The 17,914-nt window shown below is 72.2% G+C and carries 20 protein-coding genes; 7 read left to right on the forward strand and 13 right to left on the reverse strand.

Features of this window, described 5'->3' with window-relative positions:
• Positions 1 to 12: 12 nt before the first annotated feature.
• The gene (locus tag M5362_RS21650) at positions 13 to 690 is read left to right on the forward strand and encodes an MOSC domain-containing protein (RefSeq protein WP_260229353.1); all 678 of its coding nucleotides are present in this window, start codon (positions 13 to 15) and stop codon (positions 688 to 690) included.
• A 359-nt stretch (positions 691 to 1,049) separates the two neighbouring features.
• Positions 1,050 to 1,823 carry an SDR family oxidoreductase gene (locus M5362_RS21655; protein WP_260229354.1) on the forward strand — a complete coding sequence of 258 codons (774 nt, stop codon included), beginning with the start codon at positions 1,050 to 1,052 and terminating at the stop codon, positions 1,821 to 1,823.
• A 90-nt stretch (positions 1,824 to 1,913) separates the two neighbouring features.
• On the opposite strand, the gene M5362_RS21660 is transcribed toward M5362_RS21655, so the two are convergent.
• Positions 1,914 to 3,803 (reverse strand): DUF2264 domain-containing protein, encoded by a 1,890-nt coding sequence (locus tag M5362_RS21660; protein ID WP_260229355.1) that lies wholly within the window; start codon positions 3,801 to 3,803, stop codon positions 1,914 to 1,916.
• Positions 3,804 to 3,975: 172 nt separating this feature from the next.
• Here M5362_RS21660 and M5362_RS21665 point away from each other — a divergent pair, with 172 nt between their 5' ends.
• Positions 3,976 to 5,124 (forward strand): substrate-binding domain-containing protein, encoded by a 1,149-nt coding sequence (locus M5362_RS21665; protein ID WP_260229356.1) that lies wholly within the window; start codon positions 3,976 to 3,978, stop codon positions 5,122 to 5,124.
• Positions 5,125 to 5,200: 76 nt separating this feature from the next.
• Entirely contained in the window at positions 5,201 to 5,905 is a 705-nt protein-coding gene (locus M5362_RS21670; RefSeq protein ID WP_260229357.1) for an ester cyclase, read from the forward strand.
• A 133-nt stretch (positions 5,906 to 6,038) separates the two neighbouring features.
• Here M5362_RS21670 and groL read toward each other — a convergent pair whose 3' ends face one another.
• Positions 6,039 to 7,667, reverse strand: coding sequence for a chaperonin GroEL (gene groL, locus M5362_RS21675; protein ID WP_260229358.1), 1,629 nt, complete (start codon positions 7,665 to 7,667; stop codon positions 6,039 to 6,041).
• A gap of 119 nt (positions 7,668 to 7,786) precedes the next feature.
• Positions 7,787 to 8,095, reverse strand: coding sequence for a co-chaperone GroES (gene groES / locus M5362_RS21680; RefSeq protein WP_057584642.1), 309 nt, complete (start codon positions 8,093 to 8,095; stop codon positions 7,787 to 7,789).
• Positions 8,096 to 8,346: 251 nt separating this feature from the next.
• Between groES and M5362_RS21685 the strand changes: the two genes are divergently transcribed.
• A complete protein-coding gene (locus M5362_RS21685) occupies positions 8,347 to 8,751 on the forward strand; it encodes a DUF6234 family protein (protein ID WP_260229359.1) in 405 nt (134 codons plus the stop codon).
• Between the two features lie 65 nt (positions 8,752 to 8,816).
• On the opposite strand, the gene M5362_RS21690 is transcribed toward M5362_RS21685, so the two are convergent.
• Both M5362_RS21690 and M5362_RS21695 read right to left on the reverse strand, forming a co-directional pair.
• Complete coding sequence (locus tag M5362_RS21690; RefSeq protein WP_260229361.1) at positions 8,817 to 9,032, reverse strand: hypothetical protein; 216 nt, start codon at positions 9,030 to 9,032, stop codon at positions 8,817 to 8,819.
• Positions 9,029 to 9,952 carry a polysaccharide deacetylase family protein gene (locus M5362_RS21695; protein ID WP_260229362.1) on the reverse strand — a complete coding sequence of 308 codons (924 nt, stop codon included), beginning with the start codon at positions 9,950 to 9,952 and terminating at the stop codon, positions 9,029 to 9,031. The genes M5362_RS21690 and M5362_RS21695 overlap by 4 nt, the downstream gene beginning before the upstream one ends.
• Positions 9,953 to 10,062: 110 nt before the next feature.
• Between M5362_RS21695 and M5362_RS21700 the strand changes: the two genes are divergently transcribed.
• The gene (locus M5362_RS21700) at positions 10,063 to 11,247 is read left to right on the forward strand and encodes a class I SAM-dependent methyltransferase (RefSeq protein WP_260229363.1); all 1,185 of its coding nucleotides are present in this window, start codon (positions 10,063 to 10,065) and stop codon (positions 11,245 to 11,247) included.
• Positions 11,248 to 11,299: 52 nt separating this feature from the next.
• Here the strand turns inward: M5362_RS21700 and M5362_RS21705 are convergent, their stop codons facing one another.
• From M5362_RS21705 to tsaB, 8 genes are all read right to left on the reverse strand, one after another.
• Positions 11,300 to 11,917 (reverse strand): hypothetical protein, encoded by a 618-nt coding sequence (locus M5362_RS21705; protein WP_260229364.1) that lies wholly within the window; start codon positions 11,915 to 11,917, stop codon positions 11,300 to 11,302.
• A gap of 10 nt (positions 11,918 to 11,927) precedes the next feature.
• Positions 11,928 to 13,223 carry an RNA polymerase sigma factor gene (locus tag M5362_RS21710; protein ID WP_260229366.1) on the reverse strand — a complete coding sequence of 432 codons (1,296 nt, stop codon included), beginning with the start codon at positions 13,221 to 13,223 and terminating at the stop codon, positions 11,928 to 11,930.
• A gap of 34 nt (positions 13,224 to 13,257) precedes the next feature.
• Complete coding sequence (locus tag M5362_RS21715) at positions 13,258 to 13,614, reverse strand: YciI family protein (protein WP_260229367.1); 357 nt, start codon at positions 13,612 to 13,614, stop codon at positions 13,258 to 13,260.
• A gap of 97 nt (positions 13,615 to 13,711) precedes the next feature.
• Complete coding sequence (locus tag M5362_RS21720; RefSeq protein WP_260229368.1) at positions 13,712 to 14,593, reverse strand: polysaccharide deacetylase family protein; 882 nt, start codon at positions 14,591 to 14,593, stop codon at positions 13,712 to 13,714.
• Positions 14,594 to 14,629: 36 nt separating this feature from the next.
• Positions 14,630 to 14,884 carry a hypothetical protein gene (locus M5362_RS21725; RefSeq protein WP_260229369.1) on the reverse strand — a complete coding sequence of 85 codons (255 nt, stop codon included), beginning with the start codon at positions 14,882 to 14,884 and terminating at the stop codon, positions 14,630 to 14,632.
• Positions 14,881 to 15,996, reverse strand: a complete 1,116-nt coding sequence (gene tsaD / locus M5362_RS21730) for a tRNA (adenosine(37)-N6)-threonylcarbamoyltransferase complex transferase subunit TsaD (RefSeq protein ID WP_260229370.1) — start codon at positions 15,994 to 15,996, stop codon at positions 14,881 to 14,883. The genes M5362_RS21725 and tsaD overlap by 4 nt, the downstream gene beginning before the upstream one ends.
• On the reverse strand, positions 15,986 to 16,465 hold the full coding sequence (rimI, locus tag M5362_RS21735) for a ribosomal protein S18-alanine N-acetyltransferase (RefSeq protein WP_260229555.1): 480 nt from the start codon (positions 16,463 to 16,465) through the stop codon (positions 15,986 to 15,988). Before rimI ends, tsaD begins: the two co-directional genes overlap by 11 nt.
• A gap of 38 nt (positions 16,466 to 16,503) precedes the next feature.
• The gene (gene tsaB / locus M5362_RS21740) at positions 16,504 to 17,157 is read right to left on the reverse strand and encodes a tRNA (adenosine(37)-N6)-threonylcarbamoyltransferase complex dimerization subunit type 1 TsaB (protein ID WP_260229371.1); all 654 of its coding nucleotides are present in this window, start codon (positions 17,155 to 17,157) and stop codon (positions 16,504 to 16,506) included.
• A 158-nt stretch (positions 17,158 to 17,315) separates the two neighbouring features.
• On the opposite strand from tsaB, the gene M5362_RS21745 reads away from it, so the two are divergent.
• Positions 17,316 to 17,855 (forward strand): hypothetical protein, encoded by a 540-nt coding sequence (locus M5362_RS21745; RefSeq protein ID WP_260229556.1) that lies wholly within the window; start codon positions 17,316 to 17,318, stop codon positions 17,853 to 17,855.
• Positions 17,856 to 17,914 lie beyond the last annotated feature (59 nt).

The raw sequence follows: 17,914 nt of genomic DNA on the forward strand, positions 1-17,914 counted from the left end.
TAGGGTGCCGTTATGAAGCTTCTGAGTGTGAATGTCGGACGCGCCATGGCCGCGGACTACACGGAGTCGGCGTCGGGCCTGACGGGCATCGACAAGCGTCCGGTCGAGGGGCCGGTGCGGGTCGACGCGCCGGGTCCGCGCGGTGTGGGGACGAGTGGGCTCGCCGGGGACGTCGTGTGCGACCTGCGCTTCCACGGCGGGGACGACCGAGCCGTGTCCGCCTTCGCCCGTGAGGACATGGACGCCTGGGAGCGCGAGCTGGGCCGGCCGCTGGCCAACGGGTCCTTCGGCGAGAACCTGACCACGCTCGGGCTCGACGTGAACGGGGCCCTGGTCGGCGAGCGTTGGCGGATCGGTCCGGAGGTCGTCCTGGAGGTGACCGGCGGCCGCATCCCCTGCCGTACGTTCGGTGGCTTCGTCGGGGAGAAGGGGTGGGTCCGCCGCTTCACGCAGTCGGCGGCCGGGCCCGGCGCCCTGCTGCGGGTCGTCACGCCGGGCGAGTTCACCGTCGGCGACCCGGTGGAGATCGTCCACCGCCCCAGCCACGACATCACGGTCTCGCTGCTGCACCGGGCCGCGACCACGGAGCGCGCTCTGCTGCCGAGCACCCTGGTCGCCGCCGAGTGGATGGAGTCGGGACTGCTCGAACTGGCCCGTACCTACACGGAGAAGTACGGCACCGGCGCATAGCCGCCCGTCCGCTCCGGCCTCGGGGACAGCCCCGAGGCCGGATCAGGGGCCTTTCGGGGGCGGACCAGGGACCGTCCCCGATGTGTGCGCCGGGGGCGGGACGGGACGCTGTTCGCATGTCTCGGCTCAAGCGCGTTCTCATCGTTCTCGGGTCGGTCGTCGCGGTCCTGATCGCGGCGGTCGGCGGCGGTTTCCTGCGGCTGTACTCGGACGCGACGGCGTCCCCGGCCGGCTCGACGGAGTCGGCGGGAGGATCGCCGTCCGGATCAGGAACGGACCGTTCGTGGTCCTGGAGAAGGGGCAGGGGGCGGGGAAGGTCCATATGCCGCGCGCACACGCGGGGCACTAAGTTGCCGCGTATGACGACTGCACTGATTACGGGCGCGACGGCGGGGATCGGGGCCGCCTTCGCGCGGAAGCTGGCGGCGGACGGACACGATGTCGTGCTCGTGGCCCGCGATGTGAAGAGACTGCGGGAGCAGGCGACCGAACTGCACGACCGGCACGGCATCGAGGCCGAGGTACTGGCGGCGGATCTGGCCGAGGAGAAGGGGATCGCGGCCGTTGAGGCCCGGCTCTCCGACCCGAAGCAGCCGGTGGACCTGCTGGTGAACAACGCCGGCTTCGGCAACAAGGGCCGGTTCCTGGAAGTGTCCATGGCCGACGAGCTGAAGATGCTGACGGTGCACTGCGAGGCGGTGCTCCGGCTGACGTCGGCGGCGGCGGAGTCCATGCGCGCCCGGGGCAGGGGCGGGGTCGTCAACGTGGCCTCGGTGGCGGCCTTCGTGCCGCGGGGCACCTACGGCGCCTCCAAGGCGTGGGTGGTGCAGTTCACACAGGGCGCCGCGCGCGACCTGGCGGGGACCGGGGTACGGCTCATGGCGCTCTGCCCGGGCTTCGTGCGGACGGAGTTCCACGAGCGGGCCGGGATGGGGACGGACAACATCCCGGGCTGGATGTGGCTCGACGCGGACAAACTGGTGGACGCGGCGCTGAGCGATCTGGCGCGCGGGAAGACGCTGTCCATCCCCGACCCCCGCTACAAGGCGCTGATGGGTGTGGTGAAGCTGGCGCCCCGCGGCCTGCTCGGCGGTGTGTCCTCCAAGGCGGGCCGCAAGTACGGGCCCAAGTGACGTCCGTCCGGCGCTACTTGCATCCACGACCCTTGTACGCCCCGATACCGGGAGGCGACGCCGCCGACACGTCGTTTCCGCCGCGGGGTCTCACCGGTCCTCCGGATCGAGGGCGTCGGGACCGTCCAGTGTGTTCAGTGTGTCCAGCCCGTCCAGCACGCCCGCCACGTCCAGTGCGTCGAGGTCGAGTCGGGCCGTGGTGCCGTTCTGCCAGGTCACGTGGATCGTGCGGCCGGTGACCTGGACGGTCGCGAGGGTGGTGACGGGGGCCGGGTCCGGCTCGGCGGTGAGGGAGGCGAGGGCGACGAAGAGTGATTCGGCGCCGCCGGTGGTGCCGTGCAGGGCGGCGGTGCGGGTGTGCGGGCCGCCCTGGAGCGTGGCGCCGGTGGCGAGTTCGGTGGTCCCGGCGGCGCGCGGGTAGCCGTGCACCGCGTGGAGCTGGACCGTCGGACCGTCTGGCGTGGTGGTCCAGCCGGTCTGGCGGACGGGGGTTCCGTCGGGGGCTCCGAGGACGAGGTGGGCGCGGACCTCGGCGCGGCCGTGGGCCAGGGTCGCGGAGAGGACGCGTATCCCGGGGAGCGGGGTATGGAGGGAGGCGGCCCAGCCGGGGCCGGTGCCGGCCGGGGTGGCCGGGCCGCGCCGGGTGACCCGGCCGTCGAGGACCAGGGCGAAGTGGTTGTCGGCGTGGTCGGGCGGGGCCGTCGGGCCGGTGCGGGTGGAGTACGCGTAGCGGCCGTAGCCGGGGTCGTCCTCGGCCGCCGGGTCACCGGCTCCGTGGTTGCTGCCGTGGTTGTGGAGGCGTACGAGTCCGTCGGCGGCGGTGGTCTGGATGAGCAGCGCGGCCGGGGCGACGGGGCGCACGGTGTCGGCGCGCTCGACGGGGAGGGGCTCTTCACGGTCCGTCCAGGCCGGGTGGTCGGCGGGCAGGAGGAGGCCGAGGAAGCCTTTGGAGGCCCAGTAGGGGGAGGCGGGGCCCGAGTAGCTCTGGACGATCGGTGCGTAGGGGCCGTGCCAGCCGAGGGTGAGCAGCTCGCGCTCGTCGCACGCGCCCCGGTCCAGGAAGTACCGCAGCGTGCCGGAGGCGAGGCGGCGGGTGGCGCCGGCTGTGAGCGGGGTGTGGCCGGTGAGGGCGCCGAGCCAGGGGGCGGCGGCAGCGGCGAAGCGGTAGACGAGGGAGCGGCCGTACGGGAGGGGGGCGCCGCTGGCGTCGAAGAGGTGGACGTAGTCGTCGAGGTGGGCGCGCAGGCGGGGGCCGTAGCGGGCGAGGAGTTCCCGGTCGCCGGAGAGGTGGGCGTGCAGGACGGGGTAGAAGTGCAGCGCCCAGCCGTTGTAGTGGTCGAAGGCACGGTTGTCGCCGTCGCTGTACCAGCCGTCGCCGAGGTACCACGTCTCGATCCGGTCGAGGGAGCGGTCGATCGTCGCGGTCGCGCGGTCCGTCTCGATGCCGGCGTCCTGGAGGAAGCCGGCGACCGTGAGGCCGAAGAGCCACCAGTTGTTGTCGACCGGGGAGGGTTCGAGGGCCGGCAGCAGCCATGCGACGGCGCGCTGCCGGGTGCGGTCGTCGAGGGTGTCCCAGAGCCATGGGCGGGTCAGCCGCAACCCGAGGGCGACGGAGGCGGATTCGACGACGGCCTGGCGTACGTCGGTGAGGAGCGGCCAGGCGTCGGGGCCGTCGCCGCCCGGGGCCTCCGTGCCGGCGGCGAGGCCTTCGGCGTGGAACGCCAGGTGGCCGTGCGGGTCCGCGCCCCGGGCGCCCGCCGTGCGAAGGGCGGCCAGGAGGAACGTACGGGCATGGCCTTCGAGGCCGTCGGAGCGGATGCCGGACCAGCTGGGCCGGGGCCCGGGGAGGTCGACGCGTCCGTTGCGGGGCGAGGCGTAGGGCCGGACGGCGAGCAGGAGCCGGTCGGCGGCGTCCTCCCAGTGGGCGCGGGTCCAGCCGGTGTACGGACTGAGCTCACGGTTCTCGGGCGGCGTGGGCATCATGCTCCCTGAGGCGGAGATCGTCGTCGCCCGGAATCATGAACAGACTTCGATCGAACGTCAATAAGATCGGAGCGAATGATCGAAACTCCCACTATTCGATCATTCTGGCGTAGGCTCCGGTCCCGGGACCGGCGTCACGCCGGACCAACCGACCGCGAGGGGATGCACCGTGCGCGCGAGTGCCGCCGAACGACACGACCGACTCCTGGCCCTGGTGCGCGAACACGGCACCGCTCGCGTCGCGGAGTTGGCCGACCGGCTCGGCGTCTCCCCGGTGACCGCCCGCCGCGACGTCGAGGCGCTGGCCGCCAAGGGGCTGCTCGACCGGGTGCACGGCCAGGTGTCCTGGCCCGAGCGCCACGCGACCCCTGAGACCGTCCGCCGCTCCGGCGAGGGCCTGGTCCTCGGGCTGCTCGCGCCCTCCGCCACGTACTACTTCGCCGAGGTCATCCGGGGTGCGCACGAGGCGGCCGCACGGGCGGGGGCCCGGCTGATCCTGCGGATCTCGGACTACCGCCCCGAGGAGGACCGCGCGCGCACCGAGGGCCTGCTCACGGCCGGCGCCGAGGGCGTGCTCGTCGCGCCCGGCTGGCGGGGCCCCGAGGACCGCACCGCGTACGGGAACTGGCTGGCCGAACTCCCCGTGCCGGCCGTGCTCCTGGAGCGCCGGGCCGATCCCGGCAGCCCGCTCGACGCCCTGGACCGGGTGGTCTCCGACCACGGGCACGGGGTCCTGCTCGCCCTGCGCCACCTGCTCGGCCTCGGCCACGGCACCCCCCTGCTCGTGGCCCGGGGCGACAGCCCGACCGCACTCGCCGTGCGCGCCGGGTACGCGGAGGCACTGCTCACGCTGGACCTCACGGCACCCGGCCCGGTGATCGACTCCGTACCGGCCGACCAGGACCCGGAGGGGTTCGAGCGCGCGGTCAGAGCGCTGTACGAAGCGGTGAACTCGGGCCGGGTCAGCGCCGCCTTGGTCCACAACGACGTGGACGCGATCGAGATCGTCCAGCGCCTGGCCGAGCTGGGGGTGAAGGTGCCGGAGGATCTGGCCCTCATCGCGTACGACGACGAGGTCGCCGCGCTCGCCGACACCCCGCTCACCGCGGTCGCCCCGCCCAAGCGCCAGGTCGGCAGGTACGCCACGGAACTGCTGGTGGAGCGGCTGACGGAGGCACGGGAGGCGGCCCCGGACGGTCCGGGCGAGGAGCCCGCCCGGCGCCATCTGAGCCTGTTGCCGCGGCTGCGCGTGCGGTCCTCCTGCGGGGCCCCGGCCGGCGCTGCCGGCGCCACCCCCTCGGGGGTACGCCCCTCCTGATCGATTCGGTCCGGCCCCATGCACGTCAGAGCCCCGGACCTAGACTGGAAGGGTCCCACCCGGTCCGGGAGGTGCCATGACATTCGTACAGATAATCGATTGCAAGACCAGTCGGTTCGACGATCTGAACCGGCTCATGGACAAGTGGGTCGAACAGACCAAGGGCAAGCGGACGGCCAGCCACAGCGTCATCGGCAAGGACCGCTCCGATGCGGACCATCTCGTGGAGATCGTCGAGTTCCCCTCGTACGAGGTGGCGATGACCAACTCGCAGCTCCCCGAGACGGATCGCATCTTCCGGGAGATGGTCGCGCTCTGTGACGAGATGCCGACCTTCACCGACCTGGACATCGTGCGGGACATCCAGCTGTACAAGGGCAACGCCCAGCGGTTCTTCGAGCTCATCGCCTCCGGCGGAGAGCTTCCGCCGCTCGACGAGGTCCTCGCGGAGGGCTACCACGACCACGATCCGACCAGCGAGCAGGACTCCATCGGCATGGACGCGATCCGGCGCCAGGTGGAGATGTGGCGGGGCGGGTTCGACTTCGACTTCACCGTGAACGACCAGATCGCCGAAGGCGACCGGGTGTGCACACGGTGGACCTGGGTGGCCACGCACAAGGGCGACTTCATGGGGCTCATGCCCACCACGCCCGGCACGAAGGTCTCCATGACCGGCACGACGATCCACCAGTTCAGGAAGGACGGCAAGATCGCGGAGGGGTGGTGGCAGTACGACCTGCTCGGGCTCATGGAGCAGCTCGGCGCCGTCGAACCGTAGAAACCCCCGCGCCGTCGAACCGTAGAGAAACCTCGAGACCTTGGAGCCGTGAAACCTCGAGGCCGTGAAAAACACCGAGGTCCGGTGTCCCCGCTTCGGGGGCACCGGACCTCAGTGAGCGGTTACGCGCGCGTCAGTGCGAGTGGCCGTGACCGTGGCCGTGGCCACCGTCCGCCGGCTCCTCTTCCTTCTTCTCCACCACGAGGGTCTCGGTGGTGAGGAGGAGGGAGGCGATCGAGGCGGCGTTCTCCAGCGCGGAGCGCGTCACCTTGACCGGGTCGATGACGCCGGCCTTGACCAGGTCGCCGTACTCGCCGGTCGCGGCGTTGAAGCCCTGGCCCTTGTCGAGCTCCGCCACCTTCGAGGTGATGACGTAGCCCTCGAGGCCGGCGTTCTCGGCGATCCAGCGCAGCGGCTCGACGGCGGCGCGGCGGACGACCGCGACACCCGTGGCCTCGTCGCCGGTCTTGCCGAGGTTGCCCTCCAGGACCTTGACGGCGTGGACCAGAGCGGAGCCACCACCGGAGACGATGCCCTCCTCGACCGCGGCGCGGGTCGCGGAGATGGCGTCCTCCAGACGGTGCTTCTTCTCCTTGAGCTCCACCTCGGTGGCGGCGCCGACCTTGATCACGCACACGCCGCCGGCCAGCTTCGCGAGGCGCTCCTGGAGCTTCTCGCGGTCCCAGTCGGAGTCGGTGGACTCGATCTCGGCCTTGATCTGGTTGACGCGGCCCACGACGTCCTCGGAGTTGCCGCCACCGTCGACGATGGTGGTGTCGTCCTTGGTGATCGTCACGCGGCGGGCGGTGCCCAGCACGTCCAGACCGGCCTGGTCGAGCTTGAGGCCGACCTCCTCGGCGATGACGGTGGCACCGGTGAGGGTGGCCATGTCGCCGAGCATCGCCTTGCGGCGGTCGCCGAAGCCCGGGGCCTTGACGGCCACGGCGTTGAACGTGCCACGGATCTTGTTGACGACCAGGGTCGACAGGGCCTCGCCCTCGACGTCCTCGGCGATGATCAGCAGCGGCTTGGAGGAGCCGGCCTGGATGACCTTCTCGAGGAGCGGCAGGAGGTCCTGGATCGAGGAGATCTTGCCCTGGTGGATCAGGATGTACGGGTCGTCGAGGACGGCCTCCATACGCTCCTGGTCGGTGACCATGTACGGGGACAGGTAGCCCTTGTCGAAGGCCATGCCCTCGGTGAAGTCGAGCTCCAGGCCGAAGGTGTTGGACTCCTCGACGGTGATGACACCGTCCTTGCCGACCTTGTCCATCGCCTCGGCGATGAGCTCGCCGACCTGCTGGTCCTGCGCGGAGAGCGCGGCCACGGCGGCGATGTCGGACTTGTCCTCGATCGGACGGGCGGTCGCGAGCAGCTCGTCGGAGACGGCCTTGACCGCGGCGTCGATGCCCTTCTTCAGGGCGGCCGGGGAGGCGCCGGCGGCGACGTTCTTCAGGCCCTCGCGGACGAGCGCCTGGGCGAGCACGGTGGCGGTGGTGGTGCCGTCACCCGCGATGTCGTTGGTCTTGGTCGCCACCTCCTTCACCAGCTGGGCGCCGAGGTTCTCGTACGGGTCCTCGATCTCGACCTCGCGGGCGATCGTGACACCGTCGTTGGTGATGGTGGGAGCGCCGAACTTCTTGTCGATGACGACGTTGCGACCCTTCGGGCCGATCGTCACCTTCACCGTGTCGGCAAGCTTGTTGACGCCGCGCTCAAGGGCGCGACGGGCGTCCTCGTCGAACTTCAGGATCTTCGCCATGGGAGCGATTCAGCCCTCTCGGATTTCGTGGTGAAACGGGTGAAACGAACTGCGCCCCGGACGCCCGGTGCGGGGTCAGGGGCGCAGTCATAAGCATCTGCTTCAGGTACTTCGGTGAATTACTTCTCGATGATCGCGAGCACGTCGCGAGCCGAGAGGACGAGGAACTCCTCGCCGTTGTACTTCACCTCGGTGCCGCCGTACTTGCTGTACAGCACGACATCGCCGACCTTGACGTCGAGCGGCAGGCGCTCGCCGTTCTCGAAGCGACCCGGACCGACGGCAAGGACAGCACCCTCCTGGGGCTTCTCCTTCGCCGTGTCCGGGATGACCAGGCCAGAGGCGGTGGTCTGCTCGGCGTCGAGCGGCTGGACCACAATGCGGTCCTCGAGCGGCTTGATGGCAACCTTGGAGCTGGTGGTCGTCACGATCCGACCTCCCCCTTCGGAGATCTCACGGGGCTAACTGTCTGGGGTGGCGACCAGGTGGATCCGTCGTCGCGGGTGCCGGACCTGCCCGTCGCTGTGTTGGCACTCTCCAGTGGGGAGTGCCAGACCCGAGACTATGACTGCGATTAGCACTCGGTCAAGCGGAGTGCCAATTCAGTGCCGCGTGGCGATTCGGTCTCGGTACGGGCGACGGCGCCACGGAGCCGATGGTTCCGTACGAGGGTGCGGGCATGACGCCCTCCACGCCCCCGGTGCGCACCGGCGCCGACATCGCGACCGGACTGCTGTTCCTCGCCCTTGAGGTCGGACTCGCTCTGGGCGGTGCCGTCTTCCTGGCCATGCGGAAGTGGGGCGGCGCCGCGCCCGATCCACGGAGCGCGGCCCCGCCCGCGATGGACTGGGTGCCGGTGATCACCTTCGGCGTGATCACCGGGGCCGTGCTGCTGCTCGCGTGCGCGATGCTGCGCGGCGGCTGGGTCTGGACGGCCGGGGGCCAGTTCCTCGCGGCGGCGCTGCTCGGCCTCGTCACCCTGCTCATCGCGGCGGAGGAGTGGTCGCTCGCCCATCCCGCCCCAGCGAGCGCCCCGGCCGCGTCGGGCCAACCGGCCGCGTCGGAATCGCCACGCCGGACCTGAGTCACCGACACACCGTCGGGCGCACCGGCCGCGTCGGGCCCACCGACCCCCGGGACACCCAGCCCCTAGGGGCGCCGCGTCTCGTCCAGGCCGGCGAGCGTGTGGAACACCCGGACCGCCGTCTTCGAGAGCGTCCCCTCACCCGCCCCCGGCTCCCCCACCTGCCGTGCCGCCTTCCGCCCCAGACGCTCGATCGGGTCCACGGACGAGGCGCACCCCGTCACCCCCATGAGCGCGCCGGCCAGCGCGAGGCCGGCCGCCAGCCGGCGCGCGCGCCTCACACGTAGTCCTCGAGCTTCGCGACCGCGTACCCCTTGGCCGTGATCGTTTTCATCACCCGGCGGATCATGTCGGGCATCGAGCCCTTCCAGTCCTCCTTGCCCCGGAAGTGCGTGAGCACGATGTCGCCGGGGTGCAGGTCCCGGTCCCACTCGCGCCACTCCATCCGGTCCGGGAACGCCTCCGAGGCCCAGAGCGGGACCGCCTTCACCCCGCACGTCTTCGCGGCGCGCAGCGTGTCCTCGTTGTAGTTGCCGTACGGCGGGCGGAAGAGCGGGGGCCGCTTGCCGAACTGCTTCTCGATGACGTCCTGCATCCCGCAGATCTCCCGCTTCTGCGCGCTGTACGAGAGTCCGGGCAGGTAGCGGTGGTTGAGGGTGTGGTTGTGCAGGGAGACTCCGGAGTCCCGCATCTTCTTGAAGTACCCGTAATCGTCCTTGACGACGTAGTCGCTGAGGAAGGCGCTGTACGGGATCCGCAGGTCGCTCATCATCCGCAGCAGTTCGGGGTCCTTCTCCGCGCCGTCGTCGATCGTCAGGAAGACGACCTTCTGCTTGGTCGGCACGGTGGTGAAGACCGGCGGCAGGCCCTCGCCGTCGGTCTCGAAGCCCTTGCGGGTGATGATCTTCGGCTTGACGGCGGGCGGGGCCGGGGCGTCGAGGGGAGGCCGTTCGAGGCCCCACTTCTTGGCCGCGCGCACCCGGGCGACGCGCTGCTCGCGGACCTTCTCGACGTACGAGTCGAGTGCGGCGGCCGCGCCCTCGGGCTGCTGCTGACCGGCGGCGGGGCGCGGGGGCGCCTTACGTCCGCCCTCGGCTCCCTCCCCCTCGCCGGAGGGGCCCGCACAGGCGGATCCGAGCGCGGCGACGACCAGCACCGCACCCACCGACCGGCGCAGGCGTACCGCCTGCTTTGCTCGCATCTGTTCTTTTTGTCGTACTAGCTGCATGGCGCCGCATCCTGTCAGCGGCGAGCCCCTCACCACCGCCGACACCGCCGCCCGTGCGCCCACCGTCCCCCGGCTGGCCCACAATGGGACGGGTGACCGACCTCGCCGCCTTCACCGCCCTGCTCGCCCCCGAGGGCCAGACGCTGCTCGCCGCCCTGCGCGACTACGACCCCGCCCAGGAACTGGCGGTCGCCTCCCGGCTGCGCCGCGAGCACCCCGCCGACCTCGTCTCGGCGGCGCTCGGCCAGGCCCGCCTGCGCCAGCGCGCGGTGGCGAAGTTCGGCGCCGAGGACGCGTACCGGATGTACTTCACCCCCCACGGCGTCGAGCAGTCGACCCGGGCGACGGTCGGGGCGTACCGCGCGGAGCGGCTCCGGGACCTCGGGGTGCGTTCCGTGGCCGATCTGTGCGGCGGGATCGGCGGGGACGCCCTCGCGTTCGCGCGCGCCGGGATCGCCGTCCTGGCCGTGGACCGCGACCCGCTGACGGCCGAGGTCGCCCGCGCCAACGCCGAGGCGCTCGGGCTGGCCGATCTGATCGAGGTGCGGTGCGCGGACGTGACCGAGATCGACACGAGCCCGTACGACGCCGTCTTCGTGGACCCGGCGCGGCGGGGCGGGCGGGGCCGCATCTTCGACCCGGAGGCGTACTCACCACCGCTCTCCTGGGCGGTCGAGGCCGCCCGCAAGGCCCCGCGCGCGGCGCTGAAGATCGCCCCCGGCATCCCGCACGAGGCGGTGCCGGAGGAGGCCGAGGCGGAGTGGATCTCGGACGGCGGGGACGTCAAGGAGGCCGTGCTGTGGTTCGGCACCTCCCCCGGCGCCCGGCGCGCCACCCTGCTTCCGTCCGGCGCGAGCCTGACGGGCCGCGGTCTGCCCGATCCGGCGGTGCGCCCGGTCGGCCGCTACCTCTACGAGCCGGACGGCGCGGTCATCCGCGCGCACCTGGTCGCCGAGGTCGCCGAGGAGCTGGCCGGCGGCCTGATCGACGAGACGATCGCGTACGTCACGGCGGACGCGCTCACCCCGACGCCGTACGCCGCGGCGTACGAGATCACCGACGAACTGCCCTTCAACCTGAAGAAGTTGAAGGCGCTGCTGCGGGAGCGGGAGGTCGGCACGCTGACGGTGAAGAAGCGCGGCTCGGCGGTCGAACCCGAGGAGATCCGCCGCAGGGTCAAACCGAAGGGCCCGAACGCCGCCACGGTCATCCTGACGCGGGTCGCGGGCGCCCCGACGATGCTGATCGGCCACCCGGCCAAAGCCTGAAGCCACGCCCAGGCCTACGCCCCCGGCCAAACCCCGAAGCCACGCCCCGGGGCTACGCCACCAGCCGTACCGCCAGGCGGAAGTGGCCGATCGCCTTCGTCGCGCCGATCAGGCCGCCGATCCACAGCCCGAGCGCCGCGCCCATGAGGTAGGCGACCGTCCCGTAGCCGCCGCGACCCGGGCCGACGACCTCCGCGGGGGCCGCCAGGGAGAGCCACAGGCCGACGGCGCACAGGGCGAGCGAGAGCAGCAGCCAGACGACGCTGAGGACGGGCTCGCGCAGCCGCGCGTCGGCCGCGCGGTCGCCGTCCAGGGCGGCCCACAGGACGAGCCGCTCCCGCGCCCGGCGGTCCTGGCTCACGCCCCGGGCGAGGAAGTAGACGGCGGGGACCACGGCGCCCAGGCCGAGGGCCGCGAAGAAGCAGGCGAAGAGGCCCGAGATGGGGTCGAGGGACTCGTCCAGCATGATGAGCCCGGCGCCGCAGATCCCCCAGCCCAGTTGCAGAGTCGCCAGCCACACCAGGAAGACCGCGAGCCGCGAGCCGCCGATCAGACGGCGGGTCAGCTCGGCCATCGCCCGCGCCCGGTCGGCCAGTCTGGCCTCGCGGTCGGGCCAGCTCCGTATCTCGACAGGCGGCGGCGGTGGAGGAAGCGGGGCACGTGGGGACATGCGGCCGACCCTACCGAGCCCCCCGCTCCTCCCGGCCCGCGAGGTCCTCCCGCCCGGTGCGGTCCGCGCGTTCGGCACGCTCCCGCAGCAGTTCCCGCTCCCGCTCGTTGCGGGTCAGCGAGGCCGCCCGCTCGAACTCGGCGCGGGCCTCGGCCGTCCGGCCGAGCCGCTCCAGAAGGTCTCCGCGGACGCTCGGCAGCAAGTGGTAGCCGTCCAGGGCGCGTTCCTCGGCCAGCGCGTCGACGAGGGCGAGGCCGGCCTCGGGACCCTCGGCCATCGAGACGGCGACCGCGCGGTTCAACTCGACGACCGGGGAGGGCGTGACGGCCGCCAGCCGCTCGTACAGCGCGGCGATCGTCCGCCAGTCCGTGTCCTCGTACGCGGGCGCCTTCGCATGGCAGGCGGCGATGGTGGCCTGGAGGGCGTACGGCCCGTAGACACCGCACTCGCCCGCCCGCGCGAGCGCCTCGAAGCCGCGGAGGATCAGCCGCCGGTCCCAGCGGCTCCGGTTCTGGTCGGCCAGAAGGACCGGCCGTCCGTCCGGGCCGGTCCGGGCCGAGGTCCGCGAGGCCTGGATCTCCAACAGGGCGGCCAGACCGTGGACCTCGCCCTCCTTCGGCATCAGCCCCGCGAGCACCCGGGCCAGCCGCAGCGCGTCCTCGCAGAGCGCCGGCCGCAGCAGGTCGTCGCCGGCCGTCGCCGCGTAACCCTCGTTGAAGATGAGGTAGATGACGTCCAGGACGGAGCCGAGCCGGGCCGCCCGCTCCTCCCCGTACGGCACCTCGAACTCCACGCCCGCCTTCGCCAGCGTCCGCTTCGCGCGCACGATCCGCTGTGCGACCGTCGCCTCCGGTACGAGGAAGGCGCGGGCGATCTCGTCCGTGCGCAGGCCGCCGACCAGCCGCAGGGTCAGCGCGGTCCGCGCCTCGGCGGAGAGCACCGGGTGGCAGGCGGTGAAGATCAGCCGCAGCAGGTCGTCGTCGATGTCACCCGGCCCGGATGGCTCGGGGTCGTACGTCTCCTCGCCGAGTTCGAGGTCCCGGCCGACCTCCGCCAGCTTGCGCGCGTACGTCTCCCGGCGCCGTACGAGATCGACGGCGCGGTTCTTGGCGGCGGCCGTCAGCCACGCCCCCGGCCGCTCCGGGACACCCGTCCGCGGCCACTGCTCCAGAGCGGCGACGAGCGCGTCCTGGGCGATCTCCTCGGCGATCCCGACATCGCGCACGATCCGCGCCGCGGCGGCGATGATCCGCGGCGACTCCATCCGGAAGACCGTCTCGACGGCGGCAGGGGCGGGTGCGGTCATGCATCCACCATGACAGCACCCGCCCCGGCGGTGCCTACATCTCCTCGATCTCGCGGACCTCGCAGGTCACCTTCCACTGCGGCGGGTGAACCTCCAGGAAGCGCTTCGACCACTCGATGGCCTCGGCGATGTCCCGGCACTGGGTGATCGAGTAGCCGCCGACGACCTCCTTGGTCTCGGTGAACGGGCCGTCGGTGGTGCCGATCTTCCCGCCCTCCCAGGTGACACGGGTGGCCTCGGAGGTCGGCTTCAGGCCGGCCGTCTCCAGCATCACGCCGGCCTTGGTGATCTCCTCGAACAGCGCGCCCATGCGCTCGTCGAAGCCGGGGTCGGCGTCCTCCATGGCGAAGGCGCCCTCTTCGATGCGGATCATCGTCAGGTAGCGGGGCATGGCCGGTCTCCTTGCGTGGCGGGCGGGGCCGTTCCCCGCCTTTCACTCATACGTCGAACGGGCCGGGCCCGCATCGACACCACGCGGGAGGAATTTCTCAGACGTAGTCCTCCAGGCGGGCGACCGTGAAGCCCTGCTCCTGGATGCGGCGCAGCATGTCGGCCGTCATGCGGGTCATCGTCGTGCCCTTGAGCTCGGCCGGTCCGCGGAAGTGGGCCAGGATGATGTCGCCCGGGTGGAGCTTCCTGTCCCCGCGCTGGTACTGCATGTTCCTGATCTGCATCGACTCGCGCCACAGCACGATCGCGTCGACCCCGCACGTGCCCGCGGCGGCGCGGGTGTCCTCGTTCCAGTTGCCGTACGGCGGGCGGAAGAGCCGCGGGGTCGTCCCGTACTCCTTCGCCAGCTTCGTCTGCTGGCCGCATATCTCCTGCCGCTGGGCGGCTCGGCCGAGGGTGCGCAGGTTGGGATGGGTGAGGGTGTGGTTGGCGACGCCGTTGCCGAGGGCGGCGAGCGGCTCGAAGTAGCGGTAGTCGGTGCGTATCGCGGAGTCGGTGAGGAACATCGTCACCGGGACCTTGAGGTCCTTCATCATCGTCACGAACTCCGGGTCCTTCTCGGCCCCGTCGTCGATCGTGATGAAGACGATCTTGTCCCGGGTCGGTATCTCGCTGATGACGGGGACGGGGTCGCCCGGCCGCCGCTTCACCGGCTTGGTCTTCGGCGGCGCGGGCGGGGCGGCGAAGGGCTTCAGCCCCCACTTCCGGTACGCGGCAGCGGCCTCGGCGGCCTGGCCCGGAGCCCGGTCCGGGTTCTTGCCCCCGGCGGGCGCCGTCGCGGGCGCGGACGGCTTCGCGGTGGCGGACGGCTCGGCGGGGGCGGTGTCCGCCCCCGCCGTACCGCCGCAGCCCGTCACGAGCAGTGCGGCGACGGTCAGCGCCGCCCAGGTCACGATCTTCTTGTCCACGCCGTGTTTCACGCCGTGGATGATGTCGAACGCGGCCGGGAGGTTGCCTCAGTCCACGGACTCGAAGCGCCAGCGGTGCACCGGCCGGGTGATCAGGTCGGCCGCCGGCTCGGGCAGCTCGGGCAGCTCGGCGTCGGACGCCGTGACGCCCCACCAGGTCAGCACGAGGACACGGTCCTGCGGCGCCCGGAAGGTCTCGCGCCGCACCGGCTCGTACGGAAGCTCCTGCGCCCGCGCCCACTCCAGGAGTTCGGCGCCCCGGCCCTGGACCGCCCGGGCCTCCCACATGAGCGTGAGGATCACGAGTAGAGGTTCTCCTTGCTGATCTCGTGCACGTGGTCGTGGTCGTGGTCGTGGTCGTGATGGTGCGCGCCCGGCACGTGCGGGTCGGTCACCGGCAGGGACGAGTCCGCCGACAGCTCCAGGTCGGAGGCCGGCCGGTTGCGGGCCACCATCTCCGCGCCCAGGGCCGCGACCATCGCGCCGTTGTCCGTGCACAGCCCGGGCCGCGGCACCCGCAGCCGGATCCCGGCCCGCTCGCACCGCTCCTGGGCCAGCGCCCGCAGCCGCGAGTTGGCCGCGACCCCGCCGCCGATCATCAGGTGGTCGACGCCCTCGTCCTTGCAGGCGCGTACGGCCTTCCGGGTGAGCACGTCGACGACAGCCTCCTGGAAGGACGCCGCCACGTCCCGTACCGGCACCTCCTCGCCCGCCGCGCGCCTGGCCTCGATCCAGCGGGCGACCGCCGTCTTGAGGCCGGAGAAGGAGAAGTCGTAAGCCGGGTCCTTCGAGCCGCTGAGCCCGCGCGGGAAGGCGATCGCGTTCGGGTCGCCTTCCCTGGCCAGCCGGTCGATGACCGGGCCGCCGGGGAAGCCGAGGTCGAGCACGCGCGCGATCTTGTCGAAGGCCTCGCCGGCCGCGTCGTCGATGGTCGCGCCCAACGGCCGGACGTCTGCGGTGATGTCGGGGGCGAGGAGCAGCGAGGAGTGTCCGCCGGAGACGAGGAGCGCCATCGTGGGCTCGGGGAGCGGGCCGTGCTCCAGCTGGTCGACGCAGATGTGCGAGGCCAGGTGGTTCACGCCGTAGAGCGGCTTGCCCAGCGCGTACGCGTACGCCTTGGCCGCCGAGACGCCGACGAGCAGCGCTCCGGCCAGGCCGGGGCCCGCCGTGACCGCGATGCCGTCCAGGTCCCTGGCGGAGATCCCGGCGTCCTTCAGGGCACGTTCGATGGTCGGGACCATCGCCTCCAGATGCGCGCGGGAGGCGATCTCGGGTACGACACCGCCGAAGCGGGCGTGGGTGTCGACGCTGGAGGCGACGGCGTCGGCGAGCAGCGTCGTGCCCCGGACGATGCCGACCCCGGTCTCGTCGCAGGAGGTCTCGATACCGAGTACGAGCGGTTCGTCAGCAGCCATCGGAATCAGTTCCAGTTTCGGTCTCAGTTGCTTGAACGGTCAGTCGCATCACGAGCGCGTCGACGTTGCCCGGCTGGTAGTAGCCGCGGCGGAAGCCGATCGGCTCGAAGCCGAAGCGCTCGTACAGCTTCTGGGCACGGGTGTTGTCCACCCGTACCTCCAGCAGCACCTCGTCGCACTCGAACGCGGTGGCGTGCTGGAGCAGATCGGTGAGCAGCCGCGCGCCGAGGCCGGTGCCCCACTGGTCGCGGGCGACGGCGATCGTCTGGACGTCGCCGAGGCCGCCGGCGGCGGCGAGTCCGGCATAGCCGACGAGCTTCCCGCCGGCCTCCGCGACGACGTACCGGCGGGTGGCGCGCGGGCCGCGGGAGTGGGCCAGCTCGGACCAGAACATCCCCTCGGACCAGGCGTCCTCGGGGAACAGCTCGTGTTCGAGGACGAGCACCGGCCCGATGTCCCACCAGCGCATCTCGCGCAGGACGGCGCCGTCGGCGGACGTCACGGCGGTCACTTGGGCGTGACCACCTTGTAGTTCTTCGGCACCTGGGCGTCGGGGCGGCGCAGGTACATCGGCAGCGGGTCGAGGAAGTCGGCGCCCGCCGCGAGCCGTTCCGCGGCGAGGGCGGCCAGCGCGCCCGCGGACTGGTGCTCGGGGTCGCGGGCGTCCGGGAAAAACTCGGGGTACAGGCGGGCGCCCGCGCCGACGACCGGCAGCCCGGCGACCTGCTCGGCGATCTCTGCGGGCCGGTCGACGGCGGCGTCCGTGACGCGCGTACGGCGGTTCTCGTACCGCGCCCAGTAGACCTCCTTGCGGCGCGCGTCCGTCGCGACGACGAACGGCTCCTCGATCCCGGAGGCGTACGCGAGCCCGTCGAGGGTGCACAGACCGTGCACGGGGACGCCGACGGCGGAGGCGAAGGTCGCGGCGGTGACGAGTCCGACGCGCAGTCCGGTGTACGGCCCCGGTCCGACGCCGACCACGATCCCGGTGACCGCGTCGAGCTTCAGCCCGGCCTCTTTCAGGACCCGGTCGACGGCGGGCAGCAGCAGCTCCCCGTGGCGGCGGGCGTCGACCTGCGTCGACTCGGCGACGACGGATTCACCGTCGTGCAGGGCGACGGTGACGGCGGGCGTGGCGGTATCCATGGCGAGCAAGAGCACGCAAACAGCCTACGGCTCCCGGCCGGTCCGCACGGCGCCCCGTCCCACCCTCCGGCGACTGCTACCGTCACGTCGAACAGGTATGGGGGTACCTCCCGGGCCGAAGGCTCCGGGGGAGAGAGGTGGGCAGCAGGGTGGCACGGAGCAGCTCGGGATTCGTGGCCGGGCTCACGGCGGCGGCGGTCGCCGCGGTCGCCTTCCTCGCCTACCAGGCGTCGGCGAACGCGCCCGCGGACGTCTCGGCGAAGCCGAGGACCCCCGCGTCGGCCCCTTCCTCCGCCGCGACCGGCGGCCCCCGGAAGCCTGTCAAGGACCCGCTCGCCGTGCCGGCGGACTCGGGCCGCGGGGCGCGCGTCGTGTACGCGCTGGCCGAGCGCCGGGTCTGGCTGGTGGACGCGAAGGGCCAGGCCACGCACACCTTCTCGGTCGTACCGAGCACGGTCCACCCGGTGCCCGGGGCGTACACCGTGACGTCCCGTTCGGGCTCGGTCCGCGGTTCGGACGGGGTGCAGATCGAGCACGTGGTGCGGTTCACGACCGAGCAGGACGTCTCGATCGGCTTCAGCGCGGCGGTCGACGGCACGCTCCCGACGCCGGACCCCGCGCGGAAGACGGGCGGCATCCGGATGAAGCGGGCGGACGGCGACGCGATGTGGACGTTCGCGTCGATCGGCGCGAAGGTCGTGGTCGTCGCCTAGCGACGGCGCGACACCGGCGGCCACGGCCCGCCACGCAGAGGCCGGAACAGCATTGACAC

Source organism: Streptomyces sp. Je 1-79, assembly GCF_025195125.1.
Taxonomy (GTDB): Bacteria; Actinomycetota; Actinomycetes; order Streptomycetales; family Streptomycetaceae; genus Streptomyces.